We start from the raw sequence: 21,595 nt of genomic DNA on the forward strand, positions 1-21,595 counted from the left end.
TAAATTCGTATTTTAAACATAAGGAACACTCCATATGTCTGAAGTCAATAAAATTGACGTAGACGCGCTAGAGACCCAAGAATGGTTACAGGCGCTTGAGTCGGTAGTAAAAGAAGAAGGCGTAGAGCGCGCTCAGTTCTTGTTAGAGCAAGTATTAGAGCAAGCGCGTCTTGATGGCGTAGATATGCCAACAGGCACTACGACTAACTATGTCAACACAATCCCAGCAGATCAAGAACCTGCGTATCCAGGGGATGTGAACCTTGAGCGTCGTATTCGCTCTATCATCCGTTGGAATGCGATCATGATCGTACTTCGTGCTTCGAAGAAAGATCTTGAGCTGGGCGGGCATATGGCCTCTTACCAGTCATCAGCTGCATTCTATGAAATGTGTTTCAACCACTTCTTCCGTGCACCAAACGAGAAAGACGGTGGTGACTTAGTGTATTACCAAGGTCACATCTCTCCGGGCATTTATGCTCGTGCATTTGTTGAAGGCCGCCTAAGCGCTGAGCAGCTAGATAACTTCCGTCAGGAAGTAGACGGTAACGGTATTTCTTCATACCCACACCCTAAGCTAATGCCTGAATTCTGGCAGTTCCCAACGGTTTCTATGGGTCTAGGTCCAATCGCGTCTATCTACCAAGCGCGTTTCCTTAAATACCTAGATGGCCGTGGTCTAAAAGATACGTCTGAGCAACGCGTTTACGCCTTCCTTGGTGATGGTGAAATGGACGAGCCAGAATCACGTGGTGCGATTTCTTTCGCTGCCCGTGAAAAACTAGACAACCTATGCTACCTAATCAACTGTAACCTACAGCGTCTTGACGGCCCAGTAATGGGTAACGGTAAGATCATCCAAGAACTAGAAGGCCTATTTAAAGGTGCTGGTTGGAACGTGATCAAAGTCGTTTGGGGTTCTGGTTGGGATAAGCTACTTGCCAAAGATACTACGGGTAAATTGCTGCAACTGATGAATGAAACAGTTGACGGTGATTATCAAACTTACAAAGCAAAAGATGGTGCCTTCGTACGTGAGCACTTCTTCGGTCGTTACCCAGAAACAGCAGCACTTGTTGCTGATATGACTGACGACGAAATCTTCGCGTTGAAGCGCGGTGGCCATGAGCCATCGAAGCTATTTGCTGCATTTAAAGCGGCACAAGACACCAAAGGTCGTCCGACTGTGATCTTAGCTAAAACCGTTAAAGGTTACGGCATGGGCGCTGCGGCTGAAGGTAAAAACATTGCTCACCAAGTTAAGAAAATGGACATGACACACGTAGCGCACCTACGTTCACGTCTAGGCCTTGATGACTTGGTATCTGATGAGCAATTACAAGATCTACCTTACTTGACGCTAGAAGAAGGGTCAAAAGAGCATGAATATCTACATGCTCGCCGTAACGCGCTTCACGGTTATACACCTAAGCGTTTACCTAACTTCACAGAAACGCTTACGCTACCTGAACTAGATGCATTTAAACCGCTTCTAGAAGAACAAAAGCGTGATATCTCAACCACAATGGCATACGTTCGTGCGCTTAATATCTTGTTAAAAGACAAGAATGTTGGCAAGAGCATTGTTCCAATTATTGCTGATGAAGCGCGTACTTTTGGTATGGAAGGTTTATTCCGTCAAATCGGTATTTACAACCCGCACGGCCAAAACTACAGTCCAGAAGACCGCGATATCGTTTCTTACTATAAAGAAGCAACCTCTGGTCAGGTGTTACAAGAAGGTATCAATGAGCTAGGTGCGATGTCTTCATGGGTTGCAGCAGCAACGTCATACAGCACGAACGACCTACCAATGATCCCGTTCTATATCTACTACTCAATGTTTGGTTTCCAACGTGTAGGTGATATGGCGTGGATGGCGGGCGACCAACAAGCGCGTGGCTTCCTATTAGGGGCAACTGCTGGTCGTACAACGCTAAATGGTGAAGGTCTACAGCACGAAGACGGTCACTCGCACATTCAAGCAGGTACAGTGCCTAATTGTATTTCTTACGACCCAACGTTTGCATTTGAAGTAGCGGTTATTCTGCAGGATGGTATTCGTCGTATGTACGGTCCAGAGCAAGAGAACGTGTTCTACTACCTAACGCTTATGAACGAAAACTACCATATGCCAGCAATGCCTGAAGGCGCTGAAGAAGGTATTCGTAAGGGTATTTACAAGCTTGAAAGCTACACTGGCGACAAAGCACAGGTTCAGCTAATGGGCTCGGGTACTATCCTGAACGAAGTACGTAAAGCGGCGCAGATCCTAAGCGACGACTACGGTATCGGTTCAGACGTATTCTCTGTAACGTCATTTAACGAGCTTGCTCGTGACGGTCAAGATGCAGAGCGTTTCAACATGCTTAACCCAGAAGCAGAGCAAAAAGTGGCTTACATCACCAGCGTACTTGGTGATGCGCCTGCAATTGCTGCTACGGATTACATGAAAAACTATGCTGATCAAGTACGTGCATTTATGCCGAGCGCATCTTACAAAGTACTTGGCACAGACGGTTACGGTCGTTCAGACAGCCGTGAAAACCTACGTCGTCACTTCGAAGTGAATGCCGGTTACGTGGTAGTTGCAGCACTTGGTGAGCTAGTTAAGCAAGGCAAAGTTGAAAAATCAGTAGTGACTGACGCTATCAAGAAATTTGATATCGACACCACCAAAACTAACCCACTTTACGCATAAGAGGACGAGTGATGGCAATCGAAATTCATGTTCCAGATATTGGTGCCGATGAGGTTGAAGTAACCGAGATCCTAGTAAGCGTAGGTGACACGGTTGCAGAAGAGCAATCGCTTATCACTGTTGAAGGCGACAAAGCATCAATGGAAGTACCAGCCTCAGTGGCGGGTACAGTTAAAGAAATCAAAATAGCGGTAGGCGATAAAGTATCGACTGGCTCTTTGATCATGATCTTTGAAGCGGCAGGTGAAGAAGCACCGGCAGAGCAACCAGCAAAAGAAGCTAAGCCAGAAGCAAGCGCCTCTGACAAGACAGAAGTGAAAGAAGTTCACGTACCAGATATTGGTGGCGATGAAGTTGAAGTAACTGAAATCTTAGTAGCTGCGGGTGATGTTGTTGAAGAAGAGCAATCGCTTATCACGGTTGAAGGCGACAAAGCCTCAATGGAAGTACCTGCACCATTTGCAGGTACTATCAAAGAAGTGAAAATCAACGCGGGTGACAAAGTGTCAACCGGTTCATTGATCTTCATCTTCGAAGTGGCAGGTAGCGGTGATGCACCTGCGACTACCGAAGCTGCAGAAGCGCCAGCTGAAGAGCAAGCACCTGCTGCATCAGCTGAAAAAGAAGTGCATGTACCAGATATCGGTGGCGACGAAGTTGAAGTCACTGAAATCATGGTTGCTGTTGGCGACAGCGTTGAAGAAGAGCAATCTCTTATCACGGTTGAAGGCGACAAAGCCTCAATGGAAGTACCAGCTCCGTTTGCCGGTACGATTAAAGAGATCAAAGTCAATGCTGGCGACAAAGTATCAACGGGTTCTTTAATCTTCGTATTCGAAGTGAAAGGCGCGGCACCTGCACCTCAGGCAGCAGCTAAAACTGAAGCAAAACCAGCTCAATCTGCGGCTCCAGCAGCAAAATCTGAAGCACCAAAAGCCTCTGCACAAAAAGATGACTTTGTGGCCAATGATCAATATGCCCACGCCTCACCTGTGGTACGTCGTTTAGCGCGTGAGTTTGGGGTTAACCTAGCTCGCGTTAAAGGTACAGGTCGTAAGAACCGTGTACTAAAAGAAGACGTACAAAACTACGTGAAAGAGCTGGTTAAGCAAGTTGAGTCTGGTCAAATCGCAAAAGGTGGCAACACTGGCGGCGGTGAGCTTGGTCTTATTCCTTGGCCAAAAGTAGATTTCAGCAAGTTTGGTGAAATAGAAGAGAAGAAACTTTCTCGCATCAATAAGCTATCGGGTGCAAACCTTCATCGTAACTGGGTACAAATCCCACATGTTACGCAGTTTGACGAAGCAGATATCACAGAGCTTGAAGCGTTCCGTAAAGAACAGAACGTGCTAGCTGAGAAGAAGAAAATGGGTGTGAAGATCACACCATTAGTATTCGTGATGAAAGCGGCTGCAAAAGCACTTGAAGAGTTCCCAACGTTTAACTCTTCACTATCTGAAGATGGTGAGAGCTTAATCTTGAAGAAATATGTTCACATCGGTATCGCGGTTGATACACCAAATGGTCTAGTGGTTCCTGTTGTTCGCGACGTGAATAAGAAAGGCATCATTGAGATATCACGCGAGTTGATGGAAATTTCTAAGAAAGCACGTGATGGTAAACTGACGTCTGCTGATATGCAGGGCGGCTGTTTCACTATCTCAAGCCTAGGCGGTATCGGCGGTACGGCGTTTACGCCAATCGTTAATGCTCCTGAAGTTGCGATTCTTGGTGTTTCTAAGTCAGACTTCAAACCGAAATGGAATGGTAAAGAGTTCGAGCCGCGCCTAATGGTGCCGCTAAGCTGTTCATACGACCATCGTGTCATTGACGGCGCGCTAGCAGCTCGCTTTACTGTGACACTTGCAAACTACCTAAGCGATATTCGCCAGCTAGTAATGTAAGAATAGAAACCGCATGACTTAGGTGATGCGGTTTTCTTGTATTTTGTTGTTCCGCTTGATAATTAGGCGGGACAATAGAGAGTGTGAATGATACACTTTCGAGCAATAATAACTCTCTCTGCCCTGTGCCCCGAATCGGGTGTTTGGCAGGCACTTTGGGTCGGCTACTCTCGACGAGTAAACCCGTTCAAATAACAGTTAAGGTAATAACATGAGCAACGAAATCAAAACTCAAGTTGTTGTACTAGGCGGTGGTCCTGGTGGTTACTCTGCAGCATTCCGTGCAGCAGACTTAGGTTTAGACGTTACACTAATCGAATCTCGCGACACGCTAGGTGGTGTGTGCTTGAACGTTGGTTGTATCCCTTCAAAAGCCCTTCTTCACGTTGCAAAGGTAATTGACGATGCAGCAGAAATGGCTTCTCACGGTGTTTCTTTCGGTGCTCCACAAATTGACCTAGACAAAATCCGTTCATGGAAAGAGTCTGTGATCGGTCAACTTACAGGTGGTCTTGGCGGAATGGCTAAGATGCGTAAAGTAACTGTAGTTAACGGCTACGGTAAGTTCACAGGTTCTAACACTATCGCTGTTGAAGGTGCTGACGGTGCAAAAACAGTGACCTTTGATAACGCAATCATTGCAGCGGGTTCTCAGCCTGTAAGCCTACCTTTCATTCCTGAAGACGAGCGTATCATCGACTCTACAGGTGCACTTGAGCTTAAAGACGTGCCTGAAAAGCTACTTGTACTAGGTGGTGGTATCATCGGTCTTGAGATGGGTACTGTTTACCGTTCACTAGGTTCAGCGATCGACGTAGTTGAGTTTGCTGATCAACTAGTACCAGCGGCTGACAAAGACGTTATCAAGATTTACCAAAAGTACGTTAAAGACAAGTTTAACGTAATGCTTTCTACTAAAGTGGTTGCTGTTGAAGCGAAAGAAGACGGTATCTACGTATCTTTCGAAGGCAAGCAAGCACCTGAAGGCCAAGTTCGTTATGACAAAGTACTAGTTGCTGTTGGTCGTACACCAAATGGTAAGCTAATTGACGCTGACAAAGCGGGCGTAAATGTTGATGAGCGTGGCTTTATCAGCACTGATAAGCAAATGAAAACCAACGTTGATCACATCTTCGCTATCGGTGACATCGTAGGTCAGCCTATGCTTGCGCACAAAGCGGTTCATGAAGGTCACGTTGCTGCTGAAGTTATCTCTGGTAAGAAGCATTACTTCGATCCTAAGTGTATTCCTTCAATTGCATACACAGATCCAGAAATCGCTTGGGTTGGTGTGACTGAGAAAGAAGCAAAAGAGCAAGGTCTAAGCATTGAAACTGCGGTATTCCCGTGGGCTGCTTCTGGCCGTGCAATCGCTTCTGCACGTACTGAAGGTTCAACTAAGCTTATCTTTGATAAAGAGTCAGGCCGCGTGATCGGTGGTGCTATGGTTGGTATCAATGCAGGTGAAATGCTTGGTGAAATCGGTCTAGCAGTAGAGATGGGTGCTGACGGTGAAGACCTAGCGCTTACTATCCACGCTCACCCAACGCTGAACGAGTCAATCGGTCTAGCTGCTGAAATCTTTGAAGGTTCAATCACTGACCTTCCAAACAAAAAAGCAGTGAAGAAAAAGTAAGTTTTTCTGAGCATTCAAAAACCCAGCCTTGTGCTGGGTTTTTTGTTTTTGGCTAAGTGGGGAGCTTATTTCTAAGTAACCTGAGGTTTGGATAAGAAATGAACTAACTCATTGTTTTTAAAATAATATTAAATTATTTCCTTGTCTAGCCAGAGAGTTTTAGGGGTAATTAGGCGAATTTACGCACCAATAGCTTGCTATTGGAAGTGAATTCAACGCAGTTAGCGCTAAAACTGGCTGCTAGAAAGGCATTAATTATCCGAAGCTCAGGTTAAGGATTCCAAGCTAAGCCATCAGCCTGAGAAAATTAATAATTACAAGTAGTAAGGCGGAAGTGGCAATAAATAGCCAGCGCATCTGATTGAGTAGTCCGAGTAAATGCTGAATATGCTCAGCTGAGGGTTGCGTTTTTGCACCTACCCGCATCACGTCATAACGTTCACCAAAATAAAAGCGCGGCCCTGCGAGTTGTGTATGTAAATTTGCTGCAAAAAAGCTCAGTGCCCATCCAGTATTCGTTTGGCTAAAGTGACGGCCGTAGTATTTAATGTAGTGCCAAGTTTGCTTTGGTCTAAGTAGCAACGAAAAGCAGGTAATTAATAATCGAATAGGCACAAACTCAACGAGCCAAATCATGCGGGAAAGGCTTGCCATAAAACGGCTTGAGGGGAGCATTACTTGCCGCCAAGCATGGTCACACAGTAGTAACAGTTTATAAAATAGCGCGAGATAGGGGCCTGCTGTTAGATACAGTAAAGCAATGACAAAAAAATGGCGCAGGGTATTTAATGCGGTGCTATCTATGGTGGCTTTACAAATACCAAGCTCTGTTAGCTTCTCTACATCTCTTGCTACCATTCCTTGCAACACGGCTCTTGCAGTCACTTTTTGCTTTGACTTTATCAGCGCGGAAATGCGCTTAGCACGGCTTTCATGGCTAATATCTAAGCATAAAAACAACACCAGCCCACCGAGCCACTTAGGATAAAAAGCAAAGCTTATAATCGCATAAGTTAATACAGTGATAGTTAATATTGGCAGGAGGAAGCCGAGTGTACCGGATAAAAGTTGATAGCTAGAAGCGGCTTTAGGGCGATAAACTTTTTCGGCAATCGCTTTAAAAATAAGGCTAAGAATAAGATTAGGGTGGTAAAGTGTTGATAACCTTACCCCTAGGCTGGCAAAAATCGCCAGTAAGAAAATGATCAGGCCCTCATGGGCCTGAAGCAAGCTGTCGAGCACTAAAGCGTAACCTTATCCAGCTTATTAAGTAGTGCCATCACCATCTTAGAAGAGTTAACAGAAGCGACTTCTAGATACTCTTCGAATGATTGCGGTGATTCTTTGCCGGCGATATCAGATAGCGAACGGATCACAACAAATGGCGTGTTTAAAGAATGGCAAGCCTGCGCAATTGCCGCACCTTCCATTTCTACTGCTAACATCGTAGGGAAGTCTGCACGCGCCTTGTCGATGCGTACTGGGTCGCACATAAATGAGTCACCCGTACAGATCAAACCAACCATAGTTTGAATGCCTTCAAGCTCATGTACGCTTTGCTCTGCTGCTTCAACTAATTTTGTGTGCGAAGTAAACGCAGCAGGCATTTGCGGAACTTGACCAATTTCATAGCCAAATGCAGTAACATCTACGTCATGATGACGTACTTCATTTGAAATCACCACATCGCCGACGTTTAGTGATGGTTCAAAACCACCAGCAGAACCCGTGTTGATCACGCAATCTGGCGCAAAGTTGTCGATAAGCAAAGTTGTCGCAACCGTCGCTGCCACTTTACCAATGCCAGACTGTACAAGCGTTACGTCAAGACCAGCCAGTTTGCCGGTATAAAAAGTAAAGCCACCTTTGGTCAATGTTTGCGGGTTTTCCATGGTGTTACGCAAAATGGTAACTTCTTGCTCCATTGCGCCGATAATGCCTACTTTCATCAAAAGATTCCTAATTTGTGGTGGGGAAAGCCCCAGTGTCAAAATTGCTTTTATTATACGAAAGGGGTTTTGATAGGTAAAACAAAAAACGGGCTGACGCCCGTTTTGCTAGATTTCTGCCAACTGAGTTGACTGTGCTTTTGCCTGTGAAGGGGACAGTACCGCAGGTTTGTAGGTGCGGTTTCTGGTTTTCTTTGGCATCTCCACTTTTTGGCCAAGCTTGAATAAGATTGCCGCACGAACCTCCGCGCTTTGGTAGCCACTTTTGATTTTCATGCGAATGTGTGGAATACCCGCAGATTCCAGAGCGCCACTGACAAACCAATCTTTTTGTGCTTTGTGGCCGTTTTTATTGGCGTTATTGACCAAATCAACAGCGGCAACAATTTTCAGTGTCTCTTTGTCTACCAAAACATAATCCAACTGCTTATTCTTAGCTTTGGTTACTGCGGCACGACGCGCTTTTGGAGAGATCCCCGGCTTGCACTCAATCACATCAATGAGCTTAATACGGCTAACGATTTTATATCTATCGCCAACGGCACGTTCTAATAAGTGTAGAAATGATGCTTCAACGGTGGTAAAAACAGATTCTTTACGATTAAACGGATAAGGATTGCCACCCACATCGGTGTACTTAGAAGCGACAATGGAAGCAACGACCACTAGAGCCAAAATAGCAAGTAACGCAAATTCCATACAAAACTCCAAATCAAAAAAATGACATCTGTGGTTTTATAAGCAATAGGTGTGCCAGAAAGCATAGTGGTTTCTTTACGACGAAATCGTTCAATCAGCGACGATAATGCAGCTTTGATAAGTAATAGATGTTTACAAAAACATGGCTGCAAATTCTTATTGCAGGTTTATCTGAACATATGCTGGTGATATTCTCTCACTCATAATTGTAAACGCATAATAACAATAATATGTCGGTTAACTTGATCCCCACGGTACTATACTCGGCTATGGTGGGCGTGGTTTTGTCTGCGCTGCTCCGTATCTTCACCATAACTAAGCCTAAACAGACCATGTATTTATCTGGATTGTTGGTATTATTGTTCATTCATATTATGGGTGAGCTCTATATTTTTACTGGTGTATTTCAATATGCTCCCGCTATTGCTGGGTTTCAATTACCTGTCAGAATGTTGATGGGACCTGCGCTTTATTTTTATGCGTATAAGGCGATGTTTCCCAATAGCAAAATTTCTTTAAAGGCACACTTGCTCGCTTTATTTGGGCCTGCAGTAGTGTTTTTGTCTATGATCCCTTTTATTTTTAGCATCACCCCAGAGCAGAAACTTGCCTTAGCTAATCCGAGCACTCGTGATCCTGCCCTTTGGAAAATAGCCATCTTTGTCTGCTTGTTTACCGCAGTAACTTTTATTGTGGTTACTTTTGCCTATTTAATCGCGGCATTAAGGCTTCATTCTCAACATCGTAAGCAGCTTATGGATAAATACTCGGCGATTGAGCAGCGTGCAATGGACTGGCTGAAAATCATCTTGCTCCTATGGGGACTAGTATGGCTTTTTTACGCAGCAAATTACGCGGCCTCATTTTTTGGGTTTAATTGGTTTGCGATGCGGTCATTGTTACCCGTATTTGAGTTCACGGTATTAGTTTCATTTCTTAACTTAGCCCTCAAGCAACTCGAATTGAGCGAACCTGAAGAGACAAAAAGGCCTGAGCCACAACCAAGAGAAGCCGTTATTTCCCATGATAAAATGCAGCTGATTGCAGACAAATTAACCACAGCGATGTCTGAGAAAGCACTATTTAAAGATGAAGATCTGTCTTTAAATGGCTTATCGACAGCGATTTCTGTGAGTGAAAACCACATATCAGAAACGCTCTCACAATTTATGAACACCAACTTCTTTCAGTTTGTGAATGGTTATAGAATTGAAGAAGCAAAAAACCTGCTAACAAATAGCGACATGTTGGTTTCCTCTATCGCTTTTGAGGTTGGATTTAAATCAAAATCGACATTTAATAGCGCGTTTAAAAAACGAGTTGGTGCAACGCCAACTGATTATAAAAAGAACAATTGAAGAAAAAGTGATGCTGTTGATGTGCTAATTAGTACGAATATGCCCATTCGGACGACAACAATGACAAGTTCCTAGAAAATTTGATGAAATATTTCGTTGAATAAAGAAGGACGCATTATGAAGGTCACAACAGCGCGTTTTGGGTTATCAAATGAACAACAAAGTAGTGCTTCAGCAACTACACAGACAAGGCTAGAAAATGCCAATAAGTTATTGAAATACTCAGCTATATTTTGGTTCTCGGTGATATTGGCTGGCCAGTGGTTTTTCTTTTATTACATTATTAAGTTTTATGGTATGTCGGTCATTAACGACAATATGGAGATTTGGAATCGCTGGGAACCGATGGGAAACACGCCGCATAAGGCCGGAGATATAGCGGGAAATATGCTCTTTTTCGTTCATGTCATGGGGGCTGGGATCGTTGCGTTTGGCGGTGCGTTACAGTTGCTCCCAAAAGTGAGGGCTGTGTTACCAACTTTCCATAAAATCAATGGCTATACTTTTTTAGTGACAGTATTTTTCTTAGCGATATCTGGATTTTACTTATCTTGGGTAAGAGGTGCGAGTCCAAACCTAATCTCTGAGATAGGCACGAGTATTAATGGATTTCTTATCTTAGGCTTTGCCTATATGACGGTGAAAACGGCGATAAGCAAGGATATTGCCAATCATAGAAAGTGGGCGATTCGACTATTCCTTGTCTCTAACGCGCAGTGGTTTCTTAGAGTCGGTGTATTTAGCTACTTTATTACGAGCACAGCAGCCGGAGTTACCCCAGCGTTTGGAGACCCATTTTTCCCAATGTGGACTTTTGGTTGCTTCTTGCTACCACTAGCTGCTGCACAGCTATATTTTTACGGTTCTCAAAGTAAACGTCCCCATGTCAAAGTCATAACGTCATTCGTACTGGTTGTGCTTACTGTGCTGATGTCATTAGGGATAGTTGGATTTACCCCGTTTTTACTGCAAATCATGAGTGGAGAGCCCATAGCATTTTGATTAGGATTTAAACTGGTTGCACTAAATCAGACGTTATTGATTACAGCGTTTACACTCAATAAAAATACAGGATTATCGATATGAAAAAGGCAGCTTTGTCGTTTTGCTCATTATGTTTACTGGGGCTCTCATTGAGTTGTTATGCAAATGGCTTAGACTCTTCCGTGCGTTATTTTGGGCAAACAGCACCAGGTACTTTGGCAATTCCATTTATGCCTGAGCATGGAAGTTCAAGTGATTGGGAATTAGGTGGGCAGTTTTCTGCAAATTTAAACGAGTTTTACTTAGTTAGAAAGAATTATGTCCCCCATGAGCCCTCAGTCATTGTGTATCGTAAAGACGGGCGAGATTGGCAAAGACATGACTTTCACCGAGCATTGAGTGGTGATCTCGATGTACTTTATTCGAAAAAAAATTACATAGAAAAAACAAGTTCCGGTTGGTCATTGATGAAAAGCCTTGGTCCTCAATTTGATAGAGAAGATTGGGGATAATGCGTCTTTCAGCTTCTGCTAACGGCACATTTGTGTTCGATGATTGGAAAAATAACGATGTTATTAGAATATCTAAAGTCGTTAAAGGGAAACGGGAAGCCCCAAAGCTGCTAGGCACTGAGATTAACTCAGGAACTTGGACAGCTCATCCATTTATAGCGCATGATGAATCCTATATTATTTGGGATAGTGAAAGAGAAGGTGGGTATGGTGCGTCTGATATCTATATTAGCTTTTTACAAGAAGATGGAAGGTATGGCACAGCGATAAACCTTGGCGCTGAAATAAATACTCCGCTTACCGAAAACGGCGCTTTCGTGACGCCCGATGGCAAGTTCTTATTTTTTGGTCGCTCAGAAGAGAAGTTTAGAGCAGATGGTTCCTCGTATTGGGTTGGCGGTAAGCATTGGGTTGATGCTCAAGTGATTGAAAAGCTTAGAAAGAAAAAATAAATTGGTCATGTGTAGCTGAGGCGGCGGCAATGTCTGGTGACATCGCCGCCATGCGAACCGACTAACGATAGCCGCTCGCTTTACTTTTCTTCTTGCTCTTTAAGCACGTAGATCTCACCATCAAAACTACCTTGAATAGTCAATCCTTGCCCTGCCAGCTCCTTGAGATATTCAATATGCTCTTGGGTGATATGCTGGCCCGGCACCAAAAGCGGAATACCCGGAGGATACGGGGTGACTAAACCTGCACAAATTCGGTTGTTGCTCTTGCTAATAGGTACAGATTCACGCTCGCCGTAGAAGGCATCACTAGGAATACAAGCAAGATCAATAGCGGGTAAATTCTCAGGTAAGCGTGAGCGTCGCGTTGACTTCGATAGTTTTACCTTGCCGCCATCAAGTTTCTTTAAGGCATTGTATAAACGAATGATCTTTGAGCGTGTACCACCCAAGGTTAGTAAGACTAAGATAGTACTGTGGGTGTATTTCTCAATCTCCAGCCCAATTTCGTCCAGCAGAAATTTATGAATATCCTTTAATGAGTACGGTAGTTCACTAATATCTATGAGGATTTTAAGCGGATCATGCCCCATATTATCGCCACTAAAATGTGGGAATATGTTCATGAAGTCTTGCTTATCAAGCACTTTGATATGTTTGAGCGAGGCCATCTGCTGTTTGAACTCTGTAACATGGTTCAGCAGCGCATTGAGTAACTTATAGCCTTCCATCTCTAACTGCTTTTGGCACACATCCAAAGACGCAATAAGTTGGTATTTGGGCGAGGTGCTGGCGTAGATACTGTAAATCTCACGGAAGAAATCAGCATCAAAATCGGGGTCATTAATATGGATATAAGACGCCTGCGAAAATGCCGATACGACTTTATGCGCCGAATGGGTGACATAATCGGCACCTGCATGAATGGCGGAGTAATGGCGCAAGCTAGGGTGAAATAGCGAGTAAGCAAACCAAGCTTCATCGATAAAGACTTTGATGCCATGCTGATGGGCAAATTCTACGACTTGTTTCAGGTCGCTCAGCAAACCATCATAGGTACAGCCGGTGAGCACCAGTAGTTTTGCATCGGTATTTTGTTCAATCGCTTGCTTGATGTCAGCCAGTGAAGGCGGTGCGAATATGCCATATTTTGGATTTAAGATACTCGATAAATAGATAGGGAAACTGGCCGATTGTAAAATGCCATAGTGCACAGACTTATGACAGTTGCGGTCGATGATCACCTTATCGCCCTTGCGAAGGAGGGTTTGCAAAATGATTTTATTCGAGGTGGACGAACCGTTGGTCACGAAGTAGGTGCGTTTAACCTCAAACGTTGCCGCTGCGGATTCCTGAGCGCGGCCAATGGTATTGGTGCTGTCTGACAGTGAACCTAAAGAGTCAACCGATACAGACAAGTCTCCGACAAAGACATTACGGCCATAGAATTGATAAAAATCTTTGATATAAGGAGAATTTCTAAAGCTCGAACCGCCGCTGTGACCCGGAGTATGCCAAGAGTCGTTCGCTTCGCCGACATAACTGCGATACGCCGTCCAAAATGGCGTCTCGGCTCTGTCATCAAAGTCATTGATCATATATCCCAAAATGGCTTCAGGATCTGAGATAACTTCATCTTTAAAGAAGAAAGACTCGATTTCCTCGGATTCGTTGACTATCTCAAGCCCTTTAGTGTCATCGCCAATAACGTAAACTGGTAATTCTAGACGAATACTTTTTAATTGCTCGATAAAGCGACTATAGGTTTGTTCGCCACTTTTGTTGTGCACATCCCAACTCAGCACGACAGCTTGAATATCACCATCTTCAGTGACATGCTCCAAGGCTTTTGAAAGTTCGAGGCATTCAATAATATCGATTTGAACATCCTCTCGCTCAAAATTAGGGATCGTTTTTGACAGATTGCTTGAGAGCGCTTGCAATACAGCTGGCTCTTGTTCTATTAACAAGATACGAAGGACAGGTAGCATAATGATATTCGCATTAAAATTTAAAGGCTTTCATTAGCATAAAGAAAGCGCAGTGATTTGTGAAATCAATACTTTGAAAATGTTCCTGAAATTGTAAAACGGATGTAGGCGAGGAAGTTGTTGCGAGTGATAGAAAGTGTGCTATTCAACATAGGAAACAGGAAGGTTTCGAGTATCAGGCGTGTCTGAGTTAAATTTGGGATAGGGTGTTTTTGAAGGCTGTATTACGATTGCTTTTCAATGATAAATACAGTAGCTATAAAAACAACAGGCCCTAGTAATCATTTAGGCTAACAGATCAATAGGAGTCAAAATGAGATTGGTTAATTATGTTGTGTATGTGTTCTTATTTGGGTGTTTAATCAGCTTCCCTTCATGGGCTGATACAAATAACTTGTCAGGAACATTGGTTGTTGTAAATAAAAAGGGGGACTCGGTTGATTTCATCGATCTTAGCAGCCGAAAAATTAAGCTGACGCTCGCAACCGGCAGAGGACCACATGAATTAGCAATGAGTGCCGACGGGCATACAGCTGTTGTCACTAATTATGCACGTGGCAATAGTCTAAGTGTTTTTGACGTTCGGCAAGCAAAAAAAATTAAAACTATTGATTTTTCTCGTTATCCAAGGCCACATGGCGTGTTGTTTTTAAAAGACCAAAAACGCGTTGCAGTATCGTCTGAAGGCTCCGACAGTGTGGTAATCGTTAATATAGAGTCGGGGAAAATTGATAAAGTAATAGCAACAGAGCAAAGAGGCTCTCATATGGTGGCGCTGCCGGCGTCTAGCGAGCGTGTTTACACCACAAATATGCGCGCAGATTCAGTGTCTGAATTAGATGTAAAGTCAGGTGCCTTACTTCGCAAAATTTCAATGCCAAAAGTACCAGAGGCTATCACCATAAATAAAAGTGGCTCAGAGCTCTGGGTTGGTAGCAACGATGATGGCTTAGTTACCGTGTTTGATGTAGCAAATGAGCGTATAATTAAGCAATGGAAAGGTTATAGCTTTCCATACCGTGTGTTACTTACCCGCGATGAGCAGTTTGCTGTGATCCCAGACTATAGGAATCACACCCTTGATGTGATCGATGCAATGCACAAAGAAAAGCTGCGTCAAATAAAGTTTGAGCCGGGAACAGGACCAAAAGGCGTGATCCTCCATCCAGACGATCGCACTTTATTTTTATCCGCTTACCAAAAAAATAAGGTCCTTGTTATAGATATTGTATCTGGCAAAACCTTATTTGAACTCCCTACTGGTAACGGACCAGATGGAATAGGGTATTCAGCAGTGGTATTGCCTTAGGCTAACCATCACGTCGATACGAATGTGGCGTGAAGTAGGAGCTGCTTTACGCAGCGAACTGTGTTTTCATATCGCTTGAACAATTTTACGAAACAACAAATTCACAAATAAAAGTTGTGCTTATGCTAAAACAAAAATTAACTATCAGTCTTCTCTTTAAACTCACATAAGTCTTCAATAATACAGCTGCCACATTTAGGTTTACGCGCGGTGCACACATAGCGGCCATGGAGAATGAGCCAGTGGTGGACATCTACCTTAAATTCTTTTGGTACCACCTTTTCCAGCTTTTGCTCGACTGCCACTACATCTTTACCCATGGCAAACTTGGTGCGGTTGGAGACGCGGAAGATATGGGTGTCTACAGCAATAGTCGGCCAGCCAAAAGCGCAGTTTAGTACCACGTTTGCGGTTTTGCGACCAACGCCTGGTAGTGCCTCTAGTGCTTCACGGTTTTCAGGGACTTCGGAGCCGTGTTTGTCGACGAGGATCTGACACATTTTATAGACGTTATTGGCTTTTGAATTAAATAAACCAATGGTTTTGATATAGTCTCTTAAGCCCTCAAGGCCAAGCTCCAGAATTTTCTCAGGCGTGTTGGCAACAGGGAAGAGTTTGCGCGTTGCTTTGTTCACTCCAACATCAGTGGCTTGTGCTGAGAGGGTAACGGCAACTAAAAGCTCGAATGGTGACGAGTATTCTAGTTCGGTTTCAGGGTGCGGATTTTCGTCCCTGAGTCGCGTGAGTATTTCTATACGTTTTTGTTTATTCATAAGATTTACTTGCTAAATTCAATGACGGTAGCATGCGGTTATTTTCATTAAACAGCGATAGTGACGGTATCGCTGCAAACTGGCTTTATTATTACCACATTAGTTTAAGTTAGTGACCCGTGCTCTTGGGCCTTTTACTTCTTCGGCTGTTGGCGCTGCTTTGGCTTTGAGCTGAGCGTCGATAATGTTTTTAGCGGCAATCAAAAAACCAAGGCCTAAAAAGGCGCCCGGTGGCAGGATTGCAACTAAAAATTGATGATCGAATGAGAAGATCTCAATACGCAATACACTTGCCCAATTGCCAAGGAGTAGCTCGGCACCATCAAATAGTGTTCCTTGACCAATGAGTTCGCGCATTGCACCCAGTACAAATAGCACCAGTGCAAAACCCAGCCCCATCATTAAACCATCCCAAACCGATAACAACGGGCTATTCTTCGAAGCGAATGCCTCGGCACGACCAATAATGGCGCAGTTGGTCACGATCAACGGAATAAATATACCAAGGGATTGATACAGACCAAAGGTATAAGCGTTCATGAGTAGTTGAATAACCGTAACAAAGGCGGCGATTATCATCACAAAAACAGGAATACGAATGTCTTTTGGCACCCAGTTTCTCACCACCGATACGGTAAAGTTAGAACCAACCAGTACCAGTAATGTGGCAATACCAAGCCCTAACGCATTGGTTACCGTTGAAGTCACCGCAAGGAGCGGACATAGGCCCAAAAGCTGTACCAGTGCAGGGTTATTTTGCCATGTACCTTCTTGAAAGAGCGATTTTAACTGACTCATTGCGACACCTCGCAAGCATTAGGCGCGTTAAATAGCGCATCAAAATGAGTTTTGGCAAACCATGCGGCCTGATTTACCGAGGTTACCACAGCGCGTGGGGTAATGGTTGCACCGGTAAATGAATCAAATTGACCGCCGTCTTTTTTCACATTCATTTTAGGGTCTGCTTCACCTTCAACTTGAACACCGTTGAAAGTCGTTACCCAGGCCGATTTTGCCAGCTCTACCTTATCACCAAGGCCTGGGGTTTCTTCATGGCGCGTCACACGTACACCTGAGATCAAACCTTGCCTATCGACAGCGGTTAAGACATCGATATTGCCACTGTAGCCTTTCGGAGTGATGTGTCTCACTAAAAGAGCTGAGGGTTCGCCATTGAGTCTGGCTCTGTAAATTGTGTGCGGGCCGCCTGGGCCGAGTTCTAAGGCGTTGCTGGTGGTGCAATCCAAATACAGAGTATTGTCGTACTTATCTGCTGCAATCACCTGAGAAAGTAGTTGCATCAGGTGTTGCTGCTCTTGGCTGGCAATTTTATCTTTGGTGAGGTCATTAATCAGTGCGACCGCTCCTGTTGTTGCCAGTGCAAATGCCGCGAGGATGAGGCCATTTTTCTGCATCGATTGAATTATCATGATTTTGCTCCATGACCATAAGTACGAGGCTGAGTGTAATGATCGATAAGTGGCACTGCCATATTCATGATCACAACTGCAAATGCAACGGCGTCTGGATAGCCACCAAATTGGCGAATCACATAGACAGTAAAGCCGATTGCCGCGCCGTAAATCAGGCGACCTAAGTTAGTGGTAGAGGCCGACACCGGATCGGTGGCAATAAAAAAGGCACCAAGCATAGCGCCGCCACTTAACAAGTGGAATAGGGAGCCGGGCTCTGACTCAGGGGCAATGATATAGCCAATTGCGCTAGCAAGGCCAAGACTGGCAATAAAGGCCACTGGAATATGCCAGTTGATCACTTTGGCTTTTAGCAGATAAAGACCACCTAGCAAAAAGGCGAGGTTAACATATTGCCAACCAAGTCCCGCAAGCGCTCCAAAACCCTGCTTACTCATCGCCTCATTAACCGTTAAGCCTTGTGAAACTGCGGTTTTTACCGAGTCTAATGGCGTTGCACCAGTCGCACCGTCAATCACCCCTGCACGCCATACGTCAAGTGTAACACCTTGGCTGCTGGACTCGGTAAAGATCATCGCGAGTTGGTCGACAAAGCTTAGCGACTCTAGCGTGAGTGCTTGAATAGGTGACCATGAAGTCATTTGTACAGGGAAGGAGATCAGCAATAATACATAGGCCGCCATGGCTGGGTTGAAAAGATTAAAGCCTAGGCCACCGTATAGCTGTTTTACAATAGCGATGGCAAAAAATGCACCAATGACGGTTATCCACCAAGGGGCTAGCGGCGGAATACTGATGGCCAGCAGCACAGCGGTGAGCCAAGCACTGCCGTCGCTGAGGCTAGGCCATATCGCTCGACCTCTTAGCTTTAGCACTAGCGCTTCAGCAAGGCTTGCGGTAATAAGCGCCAAAGCCAACTGGATCAATACACCAAAACCAAAATAGTAGGTTTGGACTAAGATCCCGGGAATACAGGCTGCCATGACGGTCATCATGATTTTGTTGACCGACTTATGGCTATGATTGTGCGGGGATGAGGCCATGGTTAGTTTCATGACGGTTCATTTCCTTCTTGTTCTTTCGCTTGCTTCTTCGCTTTTGCTCTCGCAATTGCGGCTTTAACGGCGGCTTTTTTACGTGCTTCAGGGCTAAGTGCTTGTTGCTGCTCAGATGTGCCCTCAGCACCTTGCTCTGTACCGCTGGAGTCTGTTTCTGATCCCGCCGTTGGCTCATTTGTTTCTTCGCCTTGCTCACTCACGCTTTCGCCAGCTTCTTGTGCCTCTTTAGCGGCTTTTTTGGCCTTAGCTCTGGCAATTGCGGCGGCAACGGCAGCTTTACGTGGATCTTCCTCGGCGCTTGCCGTTGGAGCGGCTTCTGCTTGTTCGCTCACGCTTGCGCCTGCTTCTTCAGCCTCTTTAGCTGCTTTCTTGGCCTTAGCTCTGGCAATTGCGGCAGCAACGGCGGCTTTACGTGGATCTTCGTCAGCGCTTGCCGTTGGAGCGGCTTCTGCTTGTTCGCTCACGCTTGCGCCTGCTTCTTCAGCCTCTTTAGCTGCTTTCTTGGCCTTAGCTCTGGCAATTGCGGCAGCAACGGCGGCTTTACGTGGATCTTCCTCGGCGCTTTCCGTTGGAGCGGCTTCTGCTTGCTCGCTTGTGCTCTCGCCAGCTTCTTCCGCCTCTTTAGCGGCTTTCTTGGCCTTAGCTCTAGCGATTGCGGCAGCAACGGCAGCTTTGCGTGGATCTTTCTCGGCGCTTTCCGTTGGAGCGGCTTCTGCTTGTTCGCTCACGCTTGCACCAGCTTCTTCCGCCTCTTTGGCAGCTTTCTTAGCCTTAGCTCTGGCAATTGCGGCAGCAACGGCGGCTTTACGTGGATCTTCGTCAGCGTTATCGGTTTGAGCACTGTGTGAAGCTTCAGCTTGCTCGCTTATGCTTTCACCTGCTTCTTCCGCTTCTTTAGCGGCTTTCTTGGCCTTAGCTCTGGCAATTGCGGCGGCAACGGCGGCCTTTTTATCGCTTGGCGCTGCATTGGCTTCAGGTTCAGCTGTGTCTTCTGCGGCTGCTTTTTTGGCTTTGGCCCGGGCGATTGCAGCCGCTACGGCTGCCTTTTTATCGTCTGTTGCTGCTGGCTCAGACTCAGGTGACGCTTGGGCTGCGGCCTTTTTCGCCTTTGCACGGGCAATGGCGGCGGCTACTGCATCTTTTTTATCTGTGCTTTCAGGCTGATCAGTTTTTTCTTCTTTATATTTACGCGCCTGCGCTTTGCGTTTTGCACGCTCTTCAGCAATGGCGCTGTTATCTGGCTCTAATTCGCCGTTCTCACCTCGTTTGGCTTTGGCGCGTGCAATCGCAGCTTGGACCGCGGATTTATCTGACTGCTTATCTTTAACGCGTGAGAGTGCTTCTTGTACTTTTTCTTTATCTGCGGTTTTTGGTGCAGCGCCCGCCGAACGGCGTTTATGTTTATTTTGGCGTTCTTCTTGTTCGCGCTCTAAGCGCTCTTTTCTTGCCTCAAAACGTTCTTTAGCACGCTCAGCTTTGACTTGTTCAAGCTTTTGTTCGCGAATGTCGGCTTTGGCTACACGATAGTATTGCACTAAGGGGATTTCGCTTGGACAAACATAAGAGCACGCACCGCATTCGATACAGTCAAAGAGGTTGTATTCCTCTAACTTTTGGTACTCTTTGCCTTTAGCAAACCATTGTAACTGCTGTGGTAATAAGCTTTGAGGGCAGGCATCTGCACAGGCACTACAGCGAATACATGCCTTTTCATCACCCGGGATCGCAAGTTCTTGGTTGTCTGGCGCGAGTATACAGTTGGTGGTTTTGACCACAGGGATCCTAACCGATGGCAAAGTAAAGCCCATCATTGGACCACCCATGACGACGCGCTGCGCCTCTACTGGCGTAAAGCCTTGTGAGTCTAGCAGGTGCTTTATTTCAGTGCCGAGTAAAGCCCACACGTTGCTTGGCTGAGTAATGGTATTACCGGTTACGGTAACTACGCGCTCAATAAGGGGTTTACCCTCAAAAATAGCTTGCCAAATTGCGAACAGTGTTCCAACGTTCTGCACCAGAACGCCGATATCTGCTGGTATTCCAGCACTTGGTACTTCTTTAGAGGTTAATAGCTTGACCAGTTGCTTTTCACCACCAGAGGGGTATTTGGTTGGCACACTACGGACTAAGATATCCTGATTATGCTGAGCCGCTGCGGTGATCGCCGCAATGGCTTCAGGTTTATTATCTTCAATGCCAAATAACACTTTTTGTGGCTTCAATATACCTTGTAGCACTTCGACGCCTGCGATGATTTCTTTGGCGTGCTCACGCATCAAACGATCATCGGCTGTAATATATGGTTCGCACTCAATGCCATTGACGACTAAAAACTCAATGGGCTTTGGGCTGTCTGCTTTGACATAAGTTGGGAATCCCGCACCGCCCATACCGGCAATACCAGCTTGGTGGATAATATCGATAAGCTGTTTGTTATCAAGCGTGCTAATGTCGCTAATTGGGTTCAGTGGTGTCCACTTATCTTCACCGTCTGGGCGCAAAATAATACTGAGCTCAGGTAGCGCGGATGGATGCGCCGACGGCATCGGCTTTATCGCTTCAATAGTGCCAGATGTGGGAGCGTGGATGGGCAGCGACCAGTTCGTGCCGGGAGCCGTCAATGCTTGCCCTTTAAGCACGTGCTCGCCAGAGTTAACTAACAGGCTACCATTGGCACCAATGTGCTGCTTTAGGGGCAGAATTAGTTTATCAGGCAAAGGTAAACGAGCAATCGGTTGTTGGTTAGATAATGTCTTTTGCTCTGGTGGATGGATGCCACCTGGGAACTGCCACAGTTTTCCGCTTTCTATTTGTTCAAGTAATGTTTCCACTTAAA

17 protein-coding genes are annotated in these 21,595 nt (G+C 45.3%); 8 read left to right on the plus strand and 9 right to left on the minus strand.

Annotation, left to right across the window (positions count from 1 at the left end; genetic code table 11):
- Nucleotides 1-34 precede the first annotated feature (34 nt).
- From aceE to lpdA, 3 genes are all read left to right on the plus strand, one after another.
- Nucleotides 35-2,701: a pyruvate dehydrogenase (acetyl-transferring), homodimeric type gene (aceE, locus tag GSF04_RS08835; RefSeq protein WP_211859309.1), complete on the plus strand. Its 2,667-nt coding sequence runs from the start codon at nt 35-37 to the stop codon at nt 2,699-2,701.
- Between the two features lie 11 nt (nt 2,702-2,712).
- Nucleotides 2,713-4,605, plus strand: a complete 1,893-nt coding sequence (aceF, locus tag GSF04_RS08840) for a pyruvate dehydrogenase complex dihydrolipoyllysine-residue acetyltransferase (RefSeq protein WP_211859310.1) — start codon at nt 2,713-2,715, stop codon at nt 4,603-4,605.
- Between the two features lie 211 nt (nt 4,606-4,816).
- Nucleotides 4,817-6,241 (plus strand): dihydrolipoyl dehydrogenase, encoded by a 1,425-nt coding sequence (gene lpdA / locus GSF04_RS08845; protein ID WP_010607389.1) that lies wholly within the window; start codon nt 4,817-4,819, stop codon nt 6,239-6,241.
- Between the two features lie 285 nt (nt 6,242-6,526).
- Here lpdA and GSF04_RS08850 read toward each other — a convergent pair whose 3' ends face one another.
- The 3 genes from GSF04_RS08850 to GSF04_RS08860 all read right to left on the minus strand — a co-directional run bounded on the left by GSF04_RS08850 (nt 6,527) and on the right by GSF04_RS08860 (nt 8,889).
- Nucleotides 6,527-7,483, minus strand: a complete 957-nt coding sequence (locus GSF04_RS08850; RefSeq protein WP_211859311.1) for a cobalamin biosynthesis protein — start codon at nt 7,481-7,483, stop codon at nt 6,527-6,529.
- Nucleotides 7,483-8,190, minus strand: coding sequence for a 5'-methylthioadenosine/S-adenosylhomocysteine nucleosidase (gene mtnN / locus GSF04_RS08855; RefSeq protein ID WP_069022899.1), 708 nt, complete (start codon nt 8,188-8,190; stop codon nt 7,483-7,485). Before mtnN ends, GSF04_RS08850 begins: the two co-directional genes overlap by 1 nt.
- Nucleotides 8,191-8,298: 108 nt before the next feature.
- On the minus strand, nt 8,299-8,889 hold the full coding sequence (locus GSF04_RS08860) for a DUF2726 domain-containing protein (RefSeq protein ID WP_010605979.1): 591 nt from the start codon (nt 8,887-8,889) through the stop codon (nt 8,299-8,301).
- Nucleotides 8,890-9,119: 230 nt separating this feature from the next.
- Here GSF04_RS08860 and GSF04_RS08865 point away from each other — a divergent pair, with 230 nt between their 5' ends.
- From GSF04_RS08865 to GSF04_RS08880, 4 genes are all read left to right on the plus strand, one after another.
- Complete coding sequence (locus GSF04_RS08865; RefSeq protein WP_211859312.1) at nt 9,120-10,247, plus strand: helix-turn-helix transcriptional regulator; 1,128 nt, start codon at nt 9,120-9,122, stop codon at nt 10,245-10,247.
- A 117-nt stretch (nt 10,248-10,364) separates the two neighbouring features.
- Nucleotides 10,365-11,249, plus strand: a complete 885-nt coding sequence (locus GSF04_RS08870; protein ID WP_211859313.1) for a DUF2306 domain-containing protein — start codon at nt 10,365-10,367, stop codon at nt 11,247-11,249.
- A gap of 80 nt (nt 11,250-11,329) precedes the next feature.
- Nucleotides 11,330-11,743, plus strand: coding sequence for a hypothetical protein (locus tag GSF04_RS08875; RefSeq protein ID WP_211859314.1), 414 nt, complete (start codon nt 11,330-11,332; stop codon nt 11,741-11,743).
- On the plus strand, nt 11,743-12,195 hold the full coding sequence (locus GSF04_RS08880; RefSeq protein ID WP_211859315.1) for a PD40 domain-containing protein: 453 nt from the start codon (nt 11,743-11,745) through the stop codon (nt 12,193-12,195). The genes GSF04_RS08875 and GSF04_RS08880 overlap by 1 nt, the downstream gene beginning before the upstream one ends.
- A gap of 80 nt (nt 12,196-12,275) precedes the next feature.
- Here the strand turns inward: GSF04_RS08880 and GSF04_RS08885 are convergent, their stop codons facing one another.
- Nucleotides 12,276-14,186 (minus strand): aminotransferase class V-fold PLP-dependent enzyme, encoded by a 1,911-nt coding sequence (locus tag GSF04_RS08885; RefSeq protein ID WP_211859316.1) that lies wholly within the window; start codon nt 14,184-14,186, stop codon nt 12,276-12,278.
- Nucleotides 14,187-14,499: 313 nt separating this feature from the next.
- Between GSF04_RS08885 and GSF04_RS08890 the strand changes: the two genes are divergently transcribed.
- Nucleotides 14,500-15,495: a YncE family protein gene (locus tag GSF04_RS08890; RefSeq protein ID WP_211859317.1), complete on the plus strand. Its 996-nt coding sequence runs from the start codon at nt 14,500-14,502 to the stop codon at nt 15,493-15,495.
- 137 nt (nt 15,496-15,632) lie between these two features.
- Here the strand turns inward: GSF04_RS08890 and nth are convergent, their stop codons facing one another.
- The 5 genes from nth to rsxC all read right to left on the minus strand — a co-directional run bounded on the left by nth (nt 15,633) and on the right by rsxC (nt 21,590).
- Nucleotides 15,633-16,268 carry an endonuclease III gene (gene nth / locus GSF04_RS08895; RefSeq protein WP_069022907.1) on the minus strand — a complete coding sequence of 212 codons (636 nt, stop codon included), beginning with the start codon at nt 16,266-16,268 and terminating at the stop codon, nt 15,633-15,635.
- A gap of 99 nt (nt 16,269-16,367) precedes the next feature.
- Nucleotides 16,368-17,066, minus strand: a complete 699-nt coding sequence (locus tag GSF04_RS08900) for an electron transport complex subunit E (RefSeq protein WP_010370368.1) — start codon at nt 17,064-17,066, stop codon at nt 16,368-16,370.
- Entirely contained in the window at nt 17,063-17,698 is a 636-nt protein-coding gene (gene rsxG / locus GSF04_RS08905; protein ID WP_211859318.1) for an electron transport complex subunit RsxG, read from the minus strand. Before rsxG ends, GSF04_RS08900 begins: the two co-directional genes overlap by 4 nt.
- Nucleotides 17,695-18,756, minus strand: a complete 1,062-nt coding sequence (gene rsxD, locus GSF04_RS08910; protein WP_211859319.1) for an electron transport complex subunit RsxD — start codon at nt 18,754-18,756, stop codon at nt 17,695-17,697. The genes rsxG and rsxD overlap by 4 nt, the downstream gene beginning before the upstream one ends.
- A complete protein-coding gene (gene rsxC / locus GSF04_RS08915; RefSeq protein ID WP_211859320.1) occupies nt 18,753-21,590 on the minus strand; it encodes an electron transport complex subunit RsxC in 2,838 nt (945 codons plus the stop codon). The genes rsxD and rsxC overlap by 4 nt, the downstream gene beginning before the upstream one ends.
- Nucleotides 21,591-21,595 lie beyond the last annotated feature (5 nt).

The organism is Pseudoalteromonas sp. A22 (assembly GCF_018141345.1).
GTDB lineage: Bacteria > Pseudomonadota > Gammaproteobacteria > Enterobacterales > Alteromonadaceae > Pseudoalteromonas > Pseudoalteromonas maricaloris.

Bases quoted from the DNA above. Each gene is read 5' to 3' on its own strand.
- aceE (WP_211859309.1), top strand. From the start codon at position 35: ATGTCTGAAGTCAATAAAATTGACGTAGACGCGCTAGAGACCCAAGAA.
- aceF (WP_211859310.1), top strand. From the start codon at position 2,713: ATGGCAATCGAAATTCATGTTCCAGATATTGGTGCCGATGAGGTTGAA.
- lpdA (WP_010607389.1), top strand. From the start codon at position 4,817: ATGAGCAACGAAATCAAAACTCAAGTTGTTGTACTAGGCGGTGGTCCT.
- mtnN (WP_069022899.1), bottom strand. From the start codon at position 8,190: ATGAAAGTAGGCATTATCGGCGCAATGGAGCAAGAAGTTACCATTTTG.
- GSF04_RS08860 (WP_010605979.1), bottom strand. From the start codon at position 8,889: ATGGAATTTGCGTTACTTGCTATTTTGGCTCTAGTGGTCGTTGCTTCC.
- GSF04_RS08865 (WP_211859312.1), top strand. From the start codon at position 9,120: ATGTCGGTTAACTTGATCCCCACGGTACTATACTCGGCTATGGTGGGC.
- GSF04_RS08870 (WP_211859313.1), top strand. From the start codon at position 10,365: ATGAAGGTCACAACAGCGCGTTTTGGGTTATCAAATGAACAACAAAGT.
- GSF04_RS08875 (WP_211859314.1), top strand. From the start codon at position 11,330: ATGAAAAAGGCAGCTTTGTCGTTTTGCTCATTATGTTTACTGGGGCTC.
- GSF04_RS08880 (WP_211859315.1), top strand. From the start codon at position 11,743: ATGCGTCTTTCAGCTTCTGCTAACGGCACATTTGTGTTCGATGATTGG.
- GSF04_RS08885 (WP_211859316.1), bottom strand. From the start codon at position 14,186: ATGCTACCTGTCCTTCGTATCTTGTTAATAGAACAAGAGCCAGCTGTA.
- GSF04_RS08890 (WP_211859317.1), top strand. From the start codon at position 14,500: ATGAGATTGGTTAATTATGTTGTGTATGTGTTCTTATTTGGGTGTTTA.
- nth (WP_069022907.1), bottom strand. From the start codon at position 16,268: ATGAATAAACAAAAACGTATAGAAATACTCACGCGACTCAGGGACGAA.
- GSF04_RS08900 (WP_010370368.1), bottom strand. From the start codon at position 17,066: ATGAGTCAGTTAAAATCGCTCTTTCAAGAAGGTACATGGCAAAATAAC.
- rsxG (WP_211859318.1), bottom strand. From the start codon at position 17,698: ATGATAATTCAATCGATGCAGAAAAATGGCCTCATCCTCGCGGCATTT.
- rsxD (WP_211859319.1), bottom strand. From the start codon at position 18,756: ATGAAACTAACCATGGCCTCATCCCCGCACAATCATAGCCATAAGTCG.